At 69.7% G+C, this 17,378-nt stretch carries 16 protein-coding genes; 5 read left to right on the forward strand and 11 right to left on the reverse strand.

Going from position 1 to position 17,378, the window contains the following annotated elements; all coding sequences use genetic code 11:
* From ACN469_RS19860 to ACN469_RS19870, 3 genes are all read right to left on the reverse strand, one after another.
* Positions 1 to 616: 5-oxoprolinase subunit C family protein (locus tag ACN469_RS19860; RefSeq protein WP_498770190.1), on the reverse strand; the 616-nt coding region annotated here is incomplete at its 3' end.
* Positions 613 to 1,899 (reverse strand): LamB/YcsF family protein, encoded by a 1,287-nt coding sequence (locus ACN469_RS19865; RefSeq protein ID WP_498770192.1) that lies wholly within the window; start codon positions 1,897 to 1,899, stop codon positions 613 to 615. The genes ACN469_RS19865 and ACN469_RS19860, both read right to left, overlap by 4 nt.
* Positions 1,900 to 2,168: 269 nt before the next feature.
* Positions 2,169 to 3,896, reverse strand: a complete 1,728-nt coding sequence (locus ACN469_RS19870) for a c-type cytochrome (RefSeq protein WP_498770194.1) — start codon at positions 3,894 to 3,896, stop codon at positions 2,169 to 2,171.
* Between the two features lie 131 nt (positions 3,897 to 4,027).
* Here ACN469_RS19870 and ACN469_RS19875 point away from each other — a divergent pair, with 131 nt between their 5' ends.
* Entirely contained in the window at positions 4,028 to 5,164 is a 1,137-nt protein-coding gene (locus ACN469_RS19875; RefSeq protein WP_498770196.1) for an aminotransferase class V-fold PLP-dependent enzyme, read from the forward strand.
* A 6-nt stretch (positions 5,165 to 5,170) separates the two neighbouring features.
* On the opposite strand, the gene cysK is transcribed toward ACN469_RS19875, so the two are convergent.
* Both cysK and epsC read right to left on the reverse strand, forming a co-directional pair.
* Positions 5,171 to 6,094 carry a cysteine synthase A gene (cysK, locus tag ACN469_RS19880; protein ID WP_498770198.1) on the reverse strand — a complete coding sequence of 308 codons (924 nt, stop codon included), beginning with the start codon at positions 6,092 to 6,094 and terminating at the stop codon, positions 5,171 to 5,173.
* Positions 6,095 to 6,139: 45 nt separating this feature from the next.
* Positions 6,140 to 6,985, reverse strand: a complete 846-nt coding sequence (gene epsC / locus ACN469_RS19885; protein WP_498770200.1) for a serine O-acetyltransferase EpsC — start codon at positions 6,983 to 6,985, stop codon at positions 6,140 to 6,142.
* Between the two features lie 192 nt (positions 6,986 to 7,177).
* Here epsC and ACN469_RS19890 point away from each other — a divergent pair, with 192 nt between their 5' ends.
* A complete protein-coding gene (locus ACN469_RS19890; RefSeq protein ID WP_498770202.1) occupies positions 7,178 to 8,821 on the forward strand; it encodes an AMP-binding protein in 1,644 nt (547 codons plus the stop codon).
* Here ACN469_RS19890 and ACN469_RS19895 read toward each other — a convergent pair.
* Genes ACN469_RS19895 through ACN469_RS19905 form a run of 3 tightly spaced genes read right to left on the reverse strand, consistent with a single transcriptional unit; the run spans position 8,808 to position 11,172 of the window.
* Positions 8,808 to 9,356, reverse strand: a complete 549-nt coding sequence (locus ACN469_RS19895) for a TfoX/Sxy family protein (RefSeq protein ID WP_498770204.1) — start codon at positions 9,354 to 9,356, stop codon at positions 8,808 to 8,810. The genes ACN469_RS19890 and ACN469_RS19895 overlap by 14 nt on opposite strands.
* Before the next feature lie 30 nt (positions 9,357 to 9,386).
* Positions 9,387 to 10,175: an endonuclease/exonuclease/phosphatase family protein gene (locus tag ACN469_RS19900; RefSeq protein ID WP_498770206.1), complete on the reverse strand. Its 789-nt coding sequence runs from the start codon at positions 10,173 to 10,175 to the stop codon at positions 9,387 to 9,389.
* Positions 10,176 to 10,227: 52 nt separating this feature from the next.
* The gene (locus ACN469_RS19905) at positions 10,228 to 11,172 is read right to left on the reverse strand and encodes a LysR family transcriptional regulator (protein WP_498770208.1); all 945 of its coding nucleotides are present in this window, start codon (positions 11,170 to 11,172) and stop codon (positions 10,228 to 10,230) included.
* A 70-nt stretch (positions 11,173 to 11,242) separates the two neighbouring features.
* Here ACN469_RS19905 and ACN469_RS19910 point away from each other — a divergent pair, with 70 nt between their 5' ends.
* Complete coding sequence (locus ACN469_RS19910; RefSeq protein WP_498770210.1) at positions 11,243 to 12,607, forward strand: MFS transporter; 1,365 nt, start codon at positions 11,243 to 11,245, stop codon at positions 12,605 to 12,607.
* 13 nt (positions 12,608 to 12,620) lie between these two features.
* Here the strand turns inward: ACN469_RS19910 and ACN469_RS19915 are convergent, their stop codons facing one another.
* Both ACN469_RS19915 and ACN469_RS19920 read right to left on the reverse strand, forming a co-directional pair.
* Positions 12,621 to 13,091, reverse strand: coding sequence for an NUDIX hydrolase (locus ACN469_RS19915; RefSeq protein ID WP_498770212.1), 471 nt, complete (start codon positions 13,089 to 13,091; stop codon positions 12,621 to 12,623).
* Entirely contained in the window at positions 13,088 to 14,071 is a 984-nt protein-coding gene (locus ACN469_RS19920) for a DUF2380 domain-containing protein (RefSeq protein WP_498770213.1), read from the reverse strand. Before ACN469_RS19920 ends, ACN469_RS19915 begins: the two co-directional genes overlap by 4 nt.
* Positions 14,072 to 14,887: 816 nt before the next feature.
* Between ACN469_RS19920 and ACN469_RS19925 the strand changes: the two genes are divergently transcribed.
* Both ACN469_RS19925 and ACN469_RS19930 read left to right on the forward strand, forming a co-directional pair.
* Positions 14,888 to 15,595 (forward strand): DUF2339 domain-containing protein, encoded by a 708-nt coding sequence (locus ACN469_RS19925; RefSeq protein ID WP_498770215.1) that lies wholly within the window; start codon positions 14,888 to 14,890, stop codon positions 15,593 to 15,595.
* Position 15,596: 1 nt separating this feature from the next.
* Positions 15,597 to 16,271 carry a hypothetical protein gene (locus ACN469_RS19930; protein WP_498770217.1) on the forward strand — a complete coding sequence of 225 codons (675 nt, stop codon included), beginning with the start codon at positions 15,597 to 15,599 and terminating at the stop codon, positions 16,269 to 16,271.
* Here the strand turns inward: ACN469_RS19930 and ACN469_RS19935 are convergent.
* Complete coding sequence (locus tag ACN469_RS19935; protein ID WP_498770218.1) at positions 16,255 to 17,352, reverse strand: serine/threonine-protein kinase; 1,098 nt, start codon at positions 17,350 to 17,352, stop codon at positions 16,255 to 16,257. The two genes, ACN469_RS19930 and ACN469_RS19935, sit on opposite strands and share 17 nt — an antisense overlap.
* Positions 17,353 to 17,378 lie beyond the last annotated feature (26 nt).

A 17,378-nucleotide genomic window follows, 5' to 3' on the forward strand; every position in this document is an offset into this window, starting at 1 on the left:
GCGCGGGGCCTTGCAGGCGCATCCCCACGCGGTCGCTCGCGCTCGACACGGTGAAGGTGCTGCCCAGCAGCGAGGCCGCCATCAGCGCGTCGAAGCTCTCCGTGTCGGGCCCGAGCACCAGCCGGATGGGCGCGGCGTCATCCCAGCCCGCGTCCGTGTCCAGGGGCTCCGGCGGGCCGCGGGTCTCACCCAAGGGAAGCGAGTCACCGGGCTTCAGCACGCGCCCTTCATGCCCGCCCAGCCGCGCCACCAGCAGCGTGCCGCGTCCACCCAGCACCTCCGGCACGTCCAGGCCTCCGTCCACCGCGACGTAGCAGACGCTGGCGCGCTCCGGCGCGGGCACCCGGAGGCGCTCTCCGTCGGCCAGCACCCGCGCGTCACGCCCATCCACCGAGATGCGCAGGGCCCTGCCGCGTGCGCGCAGCTCCAGAGGCCCCAGGCACTCCAGCGCCGCCGCGCCCCACGGGTTGCCCACGGCGCGGTTGGCGCGAGCGAGCAGCTCCGGCACCAGCGCGCCCCCAGGCGGGACGCCATGGTGCATCTGCCCCGGCCGCCCGCCGTCCTGCACCGTGGCGGGCCCTCCCATCCCCACGATTTCCAGACTGCCCGCCATCATCCCACCCGCTCGAAGCGCACCCGGTCACCGAGTTGCAACACCGCGCCCCGGTCCGGGTGGAAGGCCGTGAAGTCCAGCGCCGTGCCAATCAGGTTCCAGCCCCCGGGCGACGCGAAGGGATACACCCCCGTGCGTCCGCCAGCGATTCCCACCGCGAGCGCCGGCACGCGCATGCGCGGCGTGGGAAGTCGCGGGACGACGATGCGCGGGTCCAGCTCACCCAGGTACGCGAAGCCCGGCAGGAAGCCCACGCAGCGCACCGTGTACTCACGCGCCGCATGGAGGCGGGCCACGTCGTCCACGGACAGGCCCGCGCGCGCGGCGACCTTCTCCAGATCGGGCCCCTCGTAGCGCATGCGCAACGTGACGAGGGTCTGCTCCGGCGGGGCCATCGTCTCGCGCAGCAGCCGCGCCAGCGCCAGCCGAGGCTCGTCGGGAGGCGCGTCCGGGTCGAAGTACACGCAGGCGTGTTCCTCGGTGACGACGGCGTCCACCACGCGGGGCAGGGCTCGCAGCACCTCGCGCGCGGCCCGTCGCTCCAGGCTGTCGGGCAGCGTCAGGCGCAGCGCGCCGTCTCCGAGTGGCTCCACGTGGAGCGACAGGGCATCCAGGGTGGAGCGCACCTCGCGGGCCAGCTCCACCGCGCCGGGTGTATCGCCGTGCACACAGACCGTATCGACGGTGCCCTGGGTCGCCAGCCGCACGGTGTTCTCGCGCACCCTGGCGGCGTCCGTGAGCACGGCGCCGGGTTGTCCTCGCGGAATCAGTGAGCCGTCCGGCAGCGTGCCCCGGTCCGCGAAGCCCTCGCGCGCATGGGACAGCCCGGCGTTCCTCGCGGCTTCGCGCAGCGCGCCCTCGGGAGGCGCGATGAGCGTGAGGTCCGTGCCCAGCGCCTCGACGATTCCCTCCACCACCGCGCGCGCCAGCACGGGCGACGCATTGGCCGCGTGGTACAGCGCGCCGTGGAGCTTGGCGTAGACGACTGGAACCCGCTGCTCCTGGGCCAGTCTTGCGAGTCGCGCGCACTGGCTCGCCATCTGTCCGCGCAGGACTTCGGGGGGCACGTCGAGCGTGCTGCGTCCGAAGTTCGCTCGGTCCTCGTAGGACGGATGCGCGCCGACGCGGGTGCCATGGCGCGCGCACAGCTCCAGCGCTCGGCGCATGGAGGCGTCGTCTCCAGCGTGCGCGCCGCAGGCGATGTTGGCTACCTCGGCGAGCGCATAGAGCCGCGCATCCTCGTCGGGCAGCTCACCCAGGTCGATGTTGAGGAGGCACTCCGTCATGCGCCCAGAGATTACACGCACCACCCCGGGGCAGGGGCCGGTTAGCACCGGGGTGGTACGTGCCCCGGCGTGTCGAACGACACCCCGAGGAACCTCCACCCAGATACGAGGGAGTCCGCATTCTCCGGTCATTTCCCGTGAATTACAGGCGCCGCGACTTCGAGCACTCGCGCTGGGAGCGTGAGTGTCGTGGCTGTCCGTGCGCGTCTTCTCCGCGCGAGACATGAAACGCGCGCCCCGCGAGCGAGCTGGCCCTGGGGCGCGGCGGGTCAGTGAGCCGCGGGAGCGAGGGTGGCCGGGCCTCCGGCCTTCACCCAGCGGACCAGCGCCAGCGCGGTGGGCTCGTCGAGCAGCTCCGCGTAGGTGGGCATGGGCGTGCCGGGAAGGAACTTCTCCGGGTTGCGCACCCAGCGCACCAGCTCCGCTTCGGAGCGACTGGGGGCACGCGCGAGCCGGTCATGGTAGCGGGCGCCCGGGGCATGGCAGCCCGCGCAACCCAGTTGCGTGAAGAGCTTCTGCGCATCCACGCGGGCTGGCACGAGCCGGGGCTTGCGCGGGGTCTTGGGCGTTGCGTTCGTTGCCACCGACGTGGGCTCACCACCGCGCGAAGCGGGCGAGGCGGGCGTCCCCGCTGATGCATGCGCGGGAGCGCTGGTGCTCGGCTGCGACGAGGCACCCGACGTCGTCTTGGTGCCAGCGGTCGCGACGCTCGAAGTCGTGCCGCCTCCCGTGGTCGTACCTCCTGACGTCGTCCCGGCGCCAGCGGTCGCGACGCTCGAAGTCGTGCCACCTCCCGTGGTGGCACCGCCTGACGTCGTCCCGGCGCCGGTGGTCGCGACGCTCGAAGTCGAGCCGCCTCCCGTGATGGCACCGCCTGAAGTCGTTCCGGCTCCGGTGTTCGTGCCAGTCGGAGTCGTGCCAGTGACAGTGGTCGCGACGCTCGTGGGCGCCGTCGTTGCCTGGGGCGGAGTCGCGGATGCGGATATGGGCTCGTCCGTCTCCGCGTCGTCAGCGGTCACCTCCGCGCTCCCCATGGCCGAGGTCGCCACCCAGTCCGGGCGCTGCGTCGTGGCGGTGAGGCGGGGACGTGCGCCGTCCACGGCGTTCTTCCGGGGCGGCACCGAGCGCAGGTAGTCGTAGAGGGCCTTGGCCTCCTCCGCATCCATCCCGCGAAAGCGGGGCATGGGCGAGCGCAGCGCGGAGCCATCCGGCGCGATGCCATCCCTTACCGCGCGGATGAAGTCCTCCTGCGTCCAGTACGCGAGCCCCGTTGCGTGGAACGTGATGTTGCTGGAGTTGACCTCCTGGCCCTCGGGGTCCTTGAAGGACATGCCTCCCTCGAAGACGTCCTCGCCGTCCGTCTTGGTCGGACTGAAGCCGGGCGTGTGACAGGAGGCGCAGTCGTAGACGTCGTGCGCCATGTACCGGCCGTACTCCAGCGTGGGCCCCTTGGGCGGCACGGGGATGCCGACGGGAGGCCGCTGCACCGGCTCGTTGCCGTTGATGACGCGGAAGCCCAGCCCGCCAATGAAGCTGAACTCGGAGCGCGGCGCGGGGGTCGGGTCCGGCGTGAAGAGCGGATGCCCGGAGCGCAGGAAGCCCAGCACCGCCGCGAGGTCCTTGTCGCCCATGCCATAGCTGGGCATCACCATCAGCCGTCCGTCGCGACTCACCGCGTAACGGATGGCGCGCGCCAGCTCCTCGTCCTTCGCCGCGCCGATGCCCGCCGTGGGGTGCGCGGTGAGGTTGGATGAGTGGAAGCTCCCCATGTACGACGGCAGCTCATGGAGCGGCGCGCCAGAGGCCGTCTCCGTGTCGCCACCCCGGTGGCACGACTCGCAGCTCGCGTGGAAGATGGTCGCGCCGCGCGCCACCCCCGCCGGCGAGGTGTCCGCCAGGATGGGAGGGTAGGGGGCCTTGACGGTGCCGGCACAGCCCGTCAACAGGATGCCCAGCAACAACGGGCTCCTCACGATACCGCGGACCTCGCGACGCATGCGCTGCCCTCACTCTTGCGATGGGGCCCGATGCATATCCCATCCACCCGCCCTCCGGGGAGGGGGGCACCTGCTGGCGGGTGAACGCGCGCGGGCGCCGCCAGCACGTCAGGATGGCTAGACTCGGCCGCATGACGCGTCCCCTCGAGTCCTACCGCGCCCTGTTCCCCGTGCTTCAGGAGCAGCTCTACTTCAACCACGCCGGAGTGGCGCCCACCAGCCTGCGTGCCGCCGAGGCCGTGCGCGAGTGGATGGACGACCTCGTCTACCATGGCATCCGCCACGAGCGCGGCTGGGAGGCGCACTGCGAGCGCATCCGCGCGCTGGCGGCCCGCATCCTCCACGCCGAGCCCGGGGAGATTGCCTTCGTGCGCAACACCAGCCACGGCCTGGGCCTGGTGGCGGAAGGCCTGGACTGGAAGCCCGGGGACGAGGTGGCCGTGGCCACGTCGCTGGAGTACCCCTCCAACGTCTACCCGTGGCTGCACCTGAAGGACCGGGGCGTCGTGGTGCGCGAAATCGAGGCGCCGTCCGGAGGCGTCACCCCGGAGGCGGTGGCCCAGGCCCTCACGCCGCGCACGCGGCTGGTGGCGCTGTCCTCCGTGCAGTTCGCCACGGGCCATCGCACGGACCTGGAGGCGGTGGGCGCGCTGTGCGAGCGAGCGGGCGTCCTCTTCTGTGTGGACGGCATCCAGAGCGTCGGCTGTGTCCCCGTGGACGTGAAGAAGTGTCGCATCCACTTCCTGAGCGCGGACAGTCACAAGTGGATGCTCGGCATCTCCGGCATCGGCGTGCTGTACGTGGCCAAGGAGGTGCTGCCCCGAATTCGCCCCGTGCTGGTGGGCTGGCGCAGCACCACCGACGCGTGGAACTTCAACCGCACCCACTTCGAGCTGCGCGCCGACGCGAGCAAGTTCGAGGAAGGCAGCGCCGCGTACCCCGGCCTCTATGCGCTGGGCGCGGCGCTGGAGCTGTTGCAGGAGGTGGGGGTGGAGAACATCGAGGTGCGCATCCGCGAGCTGCTCGCGCATCTGGAGAAGGGGCTGCTCGCGCTGGGCTGCGAGGTGGGGCCCGCGCCGGAGCATCGCGCGGGCATCCTCACGTTCCTGCCGCCCGGGGCACAGGCGCGGGCGCTCGGGGCCTACTTGTCCGAGCACCACGTCGCCCACTCGGTGCGCCGGGGGCGCATCCGCCTGTCACCCCACTTCTACAACCTGCCCGACGAGATGGACCGGCTGGTGGAGTTGGTGCGCGGCTACGGCGGCTGACGCGGCTCAGGTCTGCGCGGGGAAGAGCGTCTCGATGGACAGGTAGCGCTCGCCGGTGTCGTAGCAGAAGCACAGCACGCGGCTGCCGTCCGGCATCTCGCCCAGCTTCTGGTTCACCGCGGCCAGCGCGGCGCCGGAGGAGATGCCCACGAAGATGCCTTCCTCCCGCGCGGAGCGGCGGGTGAACTCGAAGGCGTCTTCCTCGGCCACCTGCACCGAGCCGTCGAGCGCGTCGGTGTGCAGGTTCTTCGGGATGAAGCCCGCGCCGATGCCCTGGATGGGGTGGGGGCCGGGAGCGCCGCCGCTGATGACGGGCGACTTGACGGGCTCCACCGCGAGGACCTTCAGCTTGGGCCAGTGCTGCTTGAGCACCTCGGCGCAGGCGGTGATGTGGCCGCCGGTGCCCACGCCCGTAATCAGGTAGTCGAGCCCGTCCGGGAAGTCCTTGAGGATCTCCTGCGCGGTGGTGCGCTTGTGCACCTCGATGTTGGCCTCGTTCTCGAACTGCTGCGGCATCCACGCGTCGGGCACCTGGGCGACCAGCTCGTTGGCGCGGGCGATGGCGCCCTTCATTCCCTGGGCGCGCGGGGTCAGCTCGAACGTCGCGCCATAGGCGGCCATGAGGCGGCGGCGCTCGATGCTCATCGAGTCCGGCATGACGAGCACCAGCTTGTAGCCCTTCACCGCGGCGACCATGGCCAGGCCGATGCCGGTGTTGCCGCTGGTGGGCTCGATGATGATGCTGTTCTTCTTGAGCACGCCGTGCTTCTCCGCGTCCTCAATCATGGAGAGGGCGATGCGGTCCTTGATGCTGCCGCCCGGGTTGGCGCGCTCCAGCTTCATGTGGACGGTGACACGCGACGGAAACAGCCGGTTGATGCGGACGTGCGGCGTGTTTCCGATGGTCTCCAGGATGTTATTCGCCTTCATGTCGGGCCTCGTCGGGGGCTGCGCGGGTAGGTGCTGCGGAACGCATCAGATGTGGAACTCGATGGCGTCCATGACGCCGTCGGCTCCACGGGGGCGAATCTCGCTGCGGCGGGTGACGACCGAGCCCGGAGGGATGCTCTGCGTGAGCCACGCGTTGCCGGCGATGATGCTGTTGTGCCCCACCACCGTCTCCCCTCCGAGGATGGTGGCGTTGGCGTACACCACCACGTCGTCCTCAATCGTGGGGTGGCGCTTCTTGTCGGCCAGGGCCTTCTCCACCATGAGCGCGCCCAGCGTGACGCCCTGATAGACGGTCACGTTGTTCCCGATGACGGTCGTCTCGCCGATGACGACGCCCGTCCCGTGGTCGATGACGAAGCGGCGGCCGATGGTGGCGCCTGGGTGGATGTCCACGCCGGTGCGTTGGTGGGCGTGCTCGGTGAGCAGGCGCGGCAGCAGCGGGAAGCCGAGCACGTGCAGCGCGTTGGCCACGCGGAAGATGGCGATGGCCTGGAAGCCCGGGTACGTGAGGATGACCTCGTCCACCGAGCGCGCCGCGGGGTCCGCGTCGTAGATGGCCTGGGAGTCCTGGCGCAGCCAGTCGTACAGCTCCGGCAGCCGCTCCATGAAGCGCGAGGGGATGCTGGGATTGATGTCCGGGTAGAGGGGGGCGAGCGTCTCGCGCAGGCGGTGGAGGCTGGCCTCCACGGTGGTGACATCCCGGTGGACGGCGGCGGCGGTACACTCCAGGCGCTCGGCGAAGTGGGGGAACAGGAGCCCGAGGACCTGTGCAACGAACTCGGGGGCCGCCCGCCGCACGTCCGGGGGGAAGCAATGGCGCTGTCGGGCTTCCAGCAGCGCGGCGACCAGCCTGGCGTTGGAGTCATCCATGAACCCCTCCATTTAATGCGGTGCGTGGTGGGGCCGCACCTGCTGAATCCCTGTTTGACTCGGAAGTTCGGCCCGGTGTGGGACAAGTGGACAGCTCGGGAGGCCCGGGGCTGCCCTGGCCGGTGTGGGATGGGGGGGGCCGTGCCGGCGGGGGCGCTTGCTCGACCCTGCTGACGGCGTGACGATGGGCGAATGAGCCAGACTCCCTCGTACGTGCATGGCACCAGTGCCACCCCGTTGCTGGGTGAGACGATTGGTCAGAACCTGCGAAGGACGGTGGAGCGCCACGGGGACCGGGAGGCGCTCGTCGTCGTCTCCCAGGGGTACCGGGCCACGTACCGGGAGCTGTGGGACCTCACCACGCAGGTGGCGAAGGGTCTGCTGGCCATGGGCGTGGAGAAGGGAGACCGCGTGGGTCTCTGGTCTCCCAATCGCTTCGAGTGGGTGGTGACGCAGTACGCGACGGCGCGCATCGGCGCCATCCTGGTGAATCTCAACCCGGCCTATCGCACGGCGGAGCTGGAGTACTCGCTCAACCAGTCGGGCACCAGCGTGCTGCTGCTGGCGCGCGGCTTCAGACAGACGGACTACCGGTCGATGTTGGAGGAGGTCCGTCCCCGCTGTCCTCAGCTTCGTGTGGCGCTGGTGCTGGAGGACGACTGGCAGTTGTTGCTCTCCAACGCGAAGCACGTGAGTGAGCACACCTTGGAGGACCGTGAGGCGTCGCTCCAGTTCGATGACTCCATCAACATCCAGTACACGTCCGGGACGACGGGTTTCCCGAAGGGCGCCACGCTGTCGCACCACAACGTGCTGAACAACGGGTACTTCATCGGCGAGGCGTTGAAGTACGGCCCCGAGGACCGGGTGTGCATCCCCGTGCCGTTCTACCACTGCTTCGGCATGGTGATTGGGAACCTGGCCTGTACGTCACATGGCTCGACGATGGTGATTCCGGGCGAGGCGTTCGACCCGCTGGCGGTGCTCCAGGCGGTGCAGTCCGAGCGCTGCACGTCACTGTATGGCGTGCCCACGATGTTCATCGCGGAGCTGGACCACCCGCGCTTCGGGGAGTTCGACCTGACGACGCTGCGCACGGGCGTCATGGCGGGCTCGCCGTGTCCGGTGGAGGTGATGAAGCAGGTGCAGTCGCGGATGAACATGCGCGAGGTGACCATCTGCTACGGGATGACGGAGACGTCGCCAGTGTCCACGCAGAGCTCGTTGGATGACCCGTTCGAGAAGCGGGTGTCCACGGTGGGGCGCGTGCATCCGCACCTGGAGGTGAAGGTCATCAACGCGGAGACGGGGGCGGTGGTGCCTCGCGGGGAGGCGGGGGAGCTGTGCACGCGCGGCTACAGCGTGATGCTGGGGTACTGGGCTAACGAAGAGGCCACGGCGAAGGCGGTGGACGCCGCGGGGTGGATGCATACCGGCGACCTGGCGACGATGGACGCGGACGGCTACGTGCGGATTGTCGGCCGCATCAAGGACCTCATCATCCGGGGTGGGGAGAACATCTCTCCGCGCGAGGTGGAGGAGTTCCTGCACACGCACCCGGGCGTGAGCGAGGCGCAGGTCATCGGCGTGCCGAGCGCGAAGTACGGCGAGGAGGTGATGGCCTGGGTGAAGCCGAAGCCGGGCGTGACGCTCACGCCCGAGGAGCTGAGGAAGCACTGCACGGGCCGCATCGCGTCGTTCAAGGTGCCGCGCTACTGGAAGCTGGTGGACGCGTTCCCGATGACGGTGACGGGCAAGGTGCAGAAGTTCCGGATGCGCGAGGTCTCCGTGGCGGAGCTGGGCCTGGAGGCGGCCTCGTCCATCAAGACCGCTTGACCTTGGGGCTCTTGCGCGTGGCCTTCTTCTTGGCGACAGGCTGCTTCCGAGGAGCCACGGACTTCTTCGCGAGGGCCTTCGGCTTCGCCTTCTTTGCCGCGGCCTTCTTCGCGGCGGACTTTGGCTTCGCTTTCGTTGCCGGGGCCTTCCGCACAGCGGGAGCCGTCTTCGTGGCGTCGGCGGGCTTCTTCTTCGGTGCCTTCTTCAGCGCGGCCCTCGCAGCCGCGTCGACGGCGCGGCGTGCCCAGGGCAGCAGTTCATAGGCGTCATCATTCGCGTCGGTGGGCGGCGTCCAGTAGCCCATCTCCACCGTCTTCCCGCCGCCCTCGTATAGGAAAGGACGGCAGCCGGCGGCCTGGAAGTCGGGTTTCGTGACGTCGTCCACCTTCAGGAAGAGCTGGCCGCCTCCGATGAGGCCGAACATCCGCCCTCCGAAGTACAGGCCCCACCCTCCGAACATCCGCCGCGCCTGTACCGGCCCGAGCTTCTCCAGCAACTCCACCGTGTACTCCACGAAGCTGTCCGTTCGCGCCACCGTGCTCCTCCTTCGTCACCGCACCGCTTCTTAGCGGAACGTGGCCACCAGCGGGTTGTGGTCCGACGTGTCGCCCACGTCGATGACCTCCGCCGACACCAGCCGCTCCACCATGCGCGGTGACGCGAAGACGTAGTCCGTGCGGTAGTCGATGGTGACGCCCCCCCGGTTGCGCCGCGCCGTCACCCACCGCGTGGAAGCGGCCCGTGTCGGCAGCGTGTCCACCCAGCCGAAGTCCTCCACATCGTCGATGACGTCGAATCGTGGCGGGTGTCCGTACTTGTCCGTCCCCGCGCGCCGCAGCCGGTCCTCCAGGTCCACCGGGTACGGGTCCCTGCGCGACAGCGAGTTGAGGTCTCCGGCCAGCAGGTACTGCCCGTCGCGGAACTTCGCCGGGTCGATGAGCGAGCGCAGGTAGCGAGCCTCCACATACCGGAGCTTCTCGTGGTGCGCGTCGAAGTGCGTGCCGAACAACGTCACCGGCCCACCTGCCTCCAGCTCGCACTCGACGATGCAGTGACCCAGGAAGTGCCGGTCATTGTGGATGCGCAGTGAGCGCAGGGGAGGGCGGCTCACCACCGCGACGTGGTAGCAGCGCCCACTGGCACGCGAGCGGGACTGGCCCAGCACCAGGTGCGTGTCGTCCTGCGGCACATCCAGCGCCTCCGCCACCCGGCGCAGCCGCCCTCCGTCGTCCCAGCCCAGACACTCCTGGAGCACCAGCACATCCGGCGCGGCCCGAGCGAGGAACGTGACGATGTCGTCGAACCGCTCCTCGCCTCCCTGCAACACGTTGAACGTCATCACCTTCAGCGACATGCGGCCTCCCTCTCGCTCGGGGGCTCCAGACACCGGCCCCATCCACGACAGGCTACCGCACCCGTTGTCCCGAGGGGGCCCCTCCGCGCTTGCCTGTTCCCCAGGGCTCCGGCATCGCGCGCACGCTCTCCACGATGAAGGACTTCAGCTCGCGCGCCGCGGACGTGAGGTAGCCCTCCCCTCGGTGCACCAGCGCCACCTGGCGCTTCAGGCCACTCTTCACCAGGGGCACCACGTCGAACCCACGCGAAGCATGGTCCCGAGCCATCAGCTCCGGCACCAGCGCGATGCCCAACCCGCGCTCCACCATGCGCCGCATCGCCTCCGCGTTGTCCGTCTCCATCGCGACCTTCGGTGTCACCCCTCGCGCCTCGCACTCCGCTTCCAGCGCGCGCGTGCCGCTCATGCTGGGGATGACCACCCACGTCTCCTCCACCACGTCCCCGAGCGTCACCGGCCGACTGCTCTTCGTGAGCCGATGCCCGCGAGGCACCGCGAGCATCAGCACCTCCTCCCACAACTTCTGCGCCACCAAGTCCGCGCGTCGCACGGGAAGCGACAGGATGGCCAGGTCCAGCGCGCCTCGGGCCACGCCTTCCTCCAGCGTCGCGGCCATGTCCTCGCTGAGCCGGGGACGCACCTCCGGATACTTCCGCGCGAACTCGGGGATGATGTCCGGAAGCAGGTACGCCCCCACGGTGTGCAGCGTGCCCAGCGACACCGGGCCGCGAGGTGTGCCCGACAGCCGCTCCAACTCGGAGGTGCCCGCCGCCAGGGCGTCGAGCGCGCGTTGGGCGTGGGGTAGGAACCGCTCTCCCGCATCCGTCAACACCGCGCCCCCGGGCGTGCGGACGAGCAGGCGAGTGCCCAGCTCGGCTTCCAGCGACTGGAGCTGCCGGGACAGGCCGGACTGGGACAGGCCCAGGCGTCGAGCCGCTCGGGAGAGACGGCCCTCCTGGGCCACTCGGAGGAATGCCTGGAGCTGTTCGTGGGTCATGCGGAATCCGCATGGAGTCTATGCGGAAGTTGCGATTTCCGCATGGGGAGCCCCCGGTTACACGTGTGCAATGGATGGAAGCGGCTTGACGGTGGAGCCGGTGTCTTCCGCTCAGCCGGGTGCGGCGAGGCGGATGGCGACTGGCGCGGTGTTGCTGGCCCTGGTGGTCAGTGCCTTCGAGGGCACGGTGGTGACCAGCGCCATGCCCACCATCACCCGTGAGCTGGGCGGACAGCACCTCTACTCGTGGGTCTTCTCCGCGTTCCTCTTCGCCTCCACCGTGGGCGTGCTCATCTCCGGCAAGCTGGCGGACCGGCTGGGTCGCAAGCCCGTCTTCTTCGCCGGCATGGGGTTGTTCCTCGTCGGCTCCGCGCTGTGCGGGCTCGCCCACTCGGTGGAGGGGCTCATCGCCTTCCGCGTGTTGCAGGGGCTGGGGGCGGGCGCGCTGCAGCCCACCACGCTCACCATCAGCGCGGACCTCTACACGCTGCGCGAGCGCGCCGCCGTTCAGGGCCTCTTCACCGGCGCCTGGGGCGCGGGCAACGCGGTGGGGCCGCTCATTGGCGGTTGGCTGGTGATGCACGCCTCGTGGCGGTGGGTGTTCCTGGTCAACGTACCCGTGGGCCTGTTCGCCGCGCTGCTGCTGTATCTCTCCTATCGGGACCCGCCGCGTCGCACGGATGTGAAGCTGGACCGCTGGGGTCCGGTGCTCGCGGGTTCATCGGCGGCGCTGCTGCTGTTCTCGCTGGAGCCGGGTCACGCGGAGCTGCGCTGGCTGTGCCTGCTGGGCGCGGTGGTGTTGGGCGCGGGGCTGGTGTTCCAGCAGCGCGGGTCCGAGGCGCCGCTCTTGCCGATGGAGCTGGTGAAGGACCGCACCGTGCTCAGTGGCGTGGCGGGCGGCATCGCGGGCGGTGCACTGCTGTACAGCATGGCGGCGTGGGTGCCGCTGTGGATGACGGAGCAGGGTGGTCAGACGCCCATCGTCGCGGGCCTGACGCTCCTGCCGATGTTGCTGGGGTGGTCGGTGGGCTCGACGTTCGGCGTGAAGTTGCTGGTGCGCGGAGGCATGCGGCTGAGCGCGGGCGTGGGCTTCGCGGTGGCCGCGACGGGGGCGGGGCTGCTGGCGCTCACCGCCGCGTATGACTGGGGTACGCCCGCGGCGCTCGTCTCGCTCGCGGTGCTGGGCATGGGGTTGGGGCCGGCGGCGAGCACGTCGCTCATCGGTCCGCAATCACGCGCGCCGTGGCACCACCGGGGCATCGTCACGAGCAGCCTCTATGCGACGCGGTTGCTGGGAGGCTCGCTGACGGTGGCGGCGCTGGCGCTCGCCCGAGGTCACTCCGCGCTCCAGTTCGCGATTGCTGGCGCGCTGGCGGGGGCGGTGGCGCTGCTGCTGGCCGTGGTCGCGCCTGGCAAGATGACCAGCGAGTCCTGAACTCACATTCCGTTCAGGCTTCGTCGTCTGGCAGCAGCGTCCGGAGAAGCTCGTCGTCAGGTCCGAGTGGACGCCAGCCCGCGGGGGGAGGATTCGCGCGGAGCGCGACAATCACCCGCCGAGTGTGCTCCGAATAGGCTTCTGGAGTGGAGCCCGACCAGAGGCCAAGCGCCTTGGCGACCTGGAAGCGGGTGGCATCATCAAGTTCGGCTGGCCACCCGTTGGGAAGACCTGCTGCCAACTCCCGCACGAGCAAGTCTCGAACAAGTCGTGTGACTTGCTTCCGTCGTTCCGCTTCAGCGCGCAACCCGGTCAACACCTGCACCCCTGCGACGTCGTCCTTGCCAAGCTCTTCGGCCAGCGCGTACAGCGGGACAGCAGGACGTGCATCAGCGAAGGCGGTCAGCGAGTCGAAGCCACGCTCACGGACCCGCTCATAGAGGCGGGCCTTCCAGTCCCCCTGCCACGAACGTCCGCCGGTCATCGGCTGCGCCCCTTGGTGAACTTCATCGGAATGTCGTAGAGCCTCATGTTCTCCGCGACGATGCTCAGCACCTCATTGCGCGTCAACTTCTGCCCTGCCGACAACTCCGCATCATTCAGGGTGCGCATGATTCTCCTGTTCCATTCGTCGGGCCACATGCGCCCCAGCTTCCAGTTCCCCCCGCCGTGAATCGCCTCGTGGTGGGCCCTTTCCAGTCGGACACAGAACTGGTCAATATCCATGTCACCCTTGAAGCCGCGCTGCTCGAACCACTCGCGGTGCTCTTTCGGCAGGACGTGGTGCCTGGGCGCCTCGGACATGCCCGCTCCCGCTCTACCCGTCACATGCATGCCGCGCACCTCGGGACTGTCCCCCAGCGCGTCGCGCACGCCCTTGGGTAGGTCCTGGTGGGCCTGCGCCATCATGACCTGACCGCCATGGATGCGGACGGCCGCGCTCACTGCCGGCACGGAGATGACGCCCGCCTGCACGAGCCTTCGCATCATCTCCACCCACTCCGCGGAGACGACGATTCGCGAGCCCGCCATGACTCCCCCCGAACTCATCGCGAGGTTCACGCCGAGCGTCATGGGAGCAGCTGGGGGCAGCCGGGGCAGCGACATCTTCAACGAGGAAACCAGGGTGACCATCTCCAACACCTGCATGGCCACCAGGACCTTGCCTCCCAGCTCCATGGCCGACAGTCCCTCCGAACGAAGCGCGTTGAACTCCCGGGTCAGCTCTCCCATCAGCACGGGCATCGCGAGTGCCGCCGCCTCGACACGGTCCGGGTCCTGGGAGGCGAGGTCCGCCAACGGGGTCTCCACCAGGCCCCTCACGCGGTCGAGGTCCACGAACTGCTTCTCGAGGCCGCACATGAAACATTCCCGGAGCAAGGTGTCGGAGAGCTGAAGGAAGTCGACCCAGGTGGCGAGCAGCATCGTCCCGAACATCGCGGACTGGAGCTTGGGTCCCGTCATGCGAAGAATCCCCCACTGCATGGCCGAATCCTCCACCTCCGAGGCCACTCTTGTCAGCCCTGCCGCACTCCCGAGCGCGCCGCGAATCCACGTCACCTGCTTGGAGCCAAGGCGGAGAAAGGGCATGAGCATCTCGCCGTTGATGCCCCGGCCATCGAAGCCCGGCCGACGCGTCGCAATCCTGGCCAACGCGGACTCGACGCCCTCCAGAGAGCCCCTCACCTCATCAATGGATTCGAGGAGGGCTTGACGCGTCCGTGCAGCGCTTTGCCCTCCGACACCGCCCGCTGTCGTGTCAGGTCCCGCGAGCGTCGCGTCAGCTCGTGGAGTCGCCTGTCGCCATTGTCGGGGTGTGTAGCTCAGCGTTCCGCCACGCCCGGAGACCTGCGTCACCGAGGAGCATCCCGTGAGCAGCAACGCCACGACCAGGAGCAGAGCGTCAGCGCGCATCGTCCAACCCCAGGTCTTGGAAGAACTCGCGGGAAGTCTCGCCGTGCGTGAATAGGACAACGCTCCCGACAGTTCCGGAGTCAGACGGATGGGACATGGGCGGGAATCTCCGAGCGCCCGCGCGAGGGAGCTTCGCGCAAAGGCAGACTCAAGGTACTGCCAGCCCGTCCAGACTTGAACGACGTGACAGGTCTAAAAACCATGTCGTGTGCGCTGTGCAGCGTCGTCCTCACGGTGTGCCGCGCGCTGCACACCGTGCCTCCGCCACGTCGCGCAAACGCGCGTGATGCCGTGCGTCAGCGCTTGGCAGGACGGATGCAGTTGGAGCGTCCCCACATGCCTCGGGTTGGCGGTGGAGGAATCACCATGACGGAGATGATGGCGAAGTGGGACGTGAAGGTGCTGGGTGGACTGGGCGGTGCGCTGCTGGCCCTGGCGGCGGTGTTCCTCTGGAGAGACCTCCACCTGCCCGCGGAGGCGCTCCTCATTGTCGCGGCCTGCGCGACGCTGGCCCTGGCCTTCCTGTCGGTTCCTCGCGGAGGACTGCTGGTCTTCCCCATCGCCGTGCTCGCCACCTCCGTGACAGGCGGCCTGTGGTACGCGGCGACGAAGCAGCCGCTGCTCCTGGTGGGGCTCGCGCTGACGCTCGTTACCTCCATCGTCATGCTGCCGCGCTCGCAGCGAAACGGTGACACGCCGCTCGAGCGCGTCCGCGACGTGCTCGTCTGGTTCGGCCTCACCGCCGCGACCATCGCCGCGACCTGGGCCTTCTACTTCCACTTCCTCACCCTCGGCGTCGCGGAGGACCACATCGCGCGTCGGCTGGTGCTCACGCTGGGCTGGCTCGTCATCGGCGTGGTGATGGTGTTCCTGGGCCGCAAGCGGGGCACGCCCGTGGTGCGCGACGCGGGCTTCTGCTTCGTCGCCATCTCCGTCGGCAAGACGCTCCTCTATGACACCGCGAACCTCGACGGCACCCTGCGCGTGGCCGGGCTCGCCGCCGCGGGAGTGTTGATGCTCGGCACGGCCTGGCTCTCGGCGCGGTCGACTCCGTCCAACGCTCGGAGCGCGTGACATGAGCCCTCTGCTCTCCTGGGTGGGCGTGCTGTGGCTGACGCAGGCGTCACCAGTGCCCTGCTGGTCTCACGAGGATGCGACCCCGGGCTGGAAGCGCGTGGAGCTTCCAGCGTCAGGGCCCCAGCTCGCCGCGCCAGCGGACGTGGACCAGTTCCGGACGGGAGAGCCCGTCCTCGTGCGCGAGGCCAACGTGGGGACCTGGTTCGGCGGTCAGCACGTGGGCACGGGCCGCATGGCCTTCCGCTTCGAGGTGCAGCCCGGGACGACGCGCCTGGAGCTCGACTTCGTGGCGTCACTGCGAGGCGCCAAGGTGGATGCCGTCGCCTACGCCGGGACGCGCCCCCTCCACCTGCTCGACGAGCGGCGAATCCCAGGCACGACGCTCATGTTGGAGTGGGGCTCGGAGGAGGTGCGCTCCGTGCTGGTGGAGGTCCACTACCACCTGCGCGAGCGGCCCGTGGTGCAGTCCTGGTGGGCGACCCGCCGCGTCTGGCCCGAGCGGGACGCCGCGCTCCCCGGCGAGTTCAAGGCCGCGCGCTCGCTCTACTTCTTCCACCCGGGGGGCGGACGCGTCTTCACGCTGTGCCAGCAACCAGACCTCTCGCCGCGCACGTCCCGCTGGCCCCAGCTTGGACTGCGACTCGTCACCGTCGCGCTCAAGCCGACTCCTTGAGCGCCCAGGGCCACAGCTTCGCCAGCGCGGAGCGCAGCTCTCCCGCGCTGGCGTACCGGTCCTCGGGCCGCTTCGCCATGAGCTTCAGCACCACGCGCTCGTAGGGCTCGGGCAGGCTCGGGCGCAGCGTGGTGGGCGGCACCGGCATCTGCTGCACGTGCAGGAACATCAGCGGCACCGGCTCCGTGTGTCGGAACGGGAGCTGTCCTGTACACAGCTCGTAGGCCACCACGCCCAGCGCATACAGGTCCGTGGCGGGTGACAGGGGAGGGCTGCCCATCACCTGCTCGGGCGCCATGTACTCCGGCGTGCCGAGCACCGTGCCCTGGGTCGTGGTTCCCGCCACGTGGGTGCTCTTGGCGAGGCCGAAGTCCATCAGCTTCAGCACCCCCGTCCGCGTGACGAAGAGGTTGGCGGGCTTCACGTCCCGGTGCAGCACGCCCCGGCCATGCGCGTGCTCCAGGGCGACGGCCGCGTGGGTGAGCCAGCGCAGCGTCTCCGCGAGCGTGGGGCGTCGCTCCATCATCCGCTGGCGCAGGTCCATCCCGTCCAGCAGCTCCACCGTGAGGAAGTGCCGGTCTCCATCCAGCCCCACGTCGAAGACGCGCAGGATGTTCACGTGCTCCAGCGCCCGCGCGTGCTCCACCTCCTGACGGAAGCGCGCCACGGTGGACGGCTCCGCGTGCGGCGTCGCCAGCACCTTGAGCGCCACGCGCTGGCCCTGGTGCAGGTCCATCGCCTCGTACACCGTGGAGCTGCCTCCGGCGCCGAGCCAGCGCTCCACCCGGTATCGCTCCGCCACGAGCTGTCCCGGCACCAGCCCGCGCACCGACGCGGCGAGCGCGAGCGCGGGCGAGGGCGTGGGAATGCCCTGCAGCCACGTCCCGTGCGGTGACATGGGCGTCACCGCGCGCATCGTCTCCGCCAGCGACACCGGAGGCGGAGTCGTCACGGGCGCGCTTCCCCACGCCAGCCCCACGGCGGGCGCGGGAGTCGGTGTCCGCGCCACCGCCGCCTCGGGTTCCTGGGACAGCCCTCCGAGGTACACCACACCTCCGGAGTCTTCTTCCGTCGAGCCCACCGCGCCTCCCTCGGTGTCCGTTGGCC

This window comes from Corallococcus terminator (genome assembly GCF_049194865.1).
In the GTDB taxonomy this organism is placed as follows: domain Bacteria; phylum Myxococcota; class Myxococcia; order Myxococcales; family Myxococcaceae; genus Myxococcus; species Myxococcus terminator_A.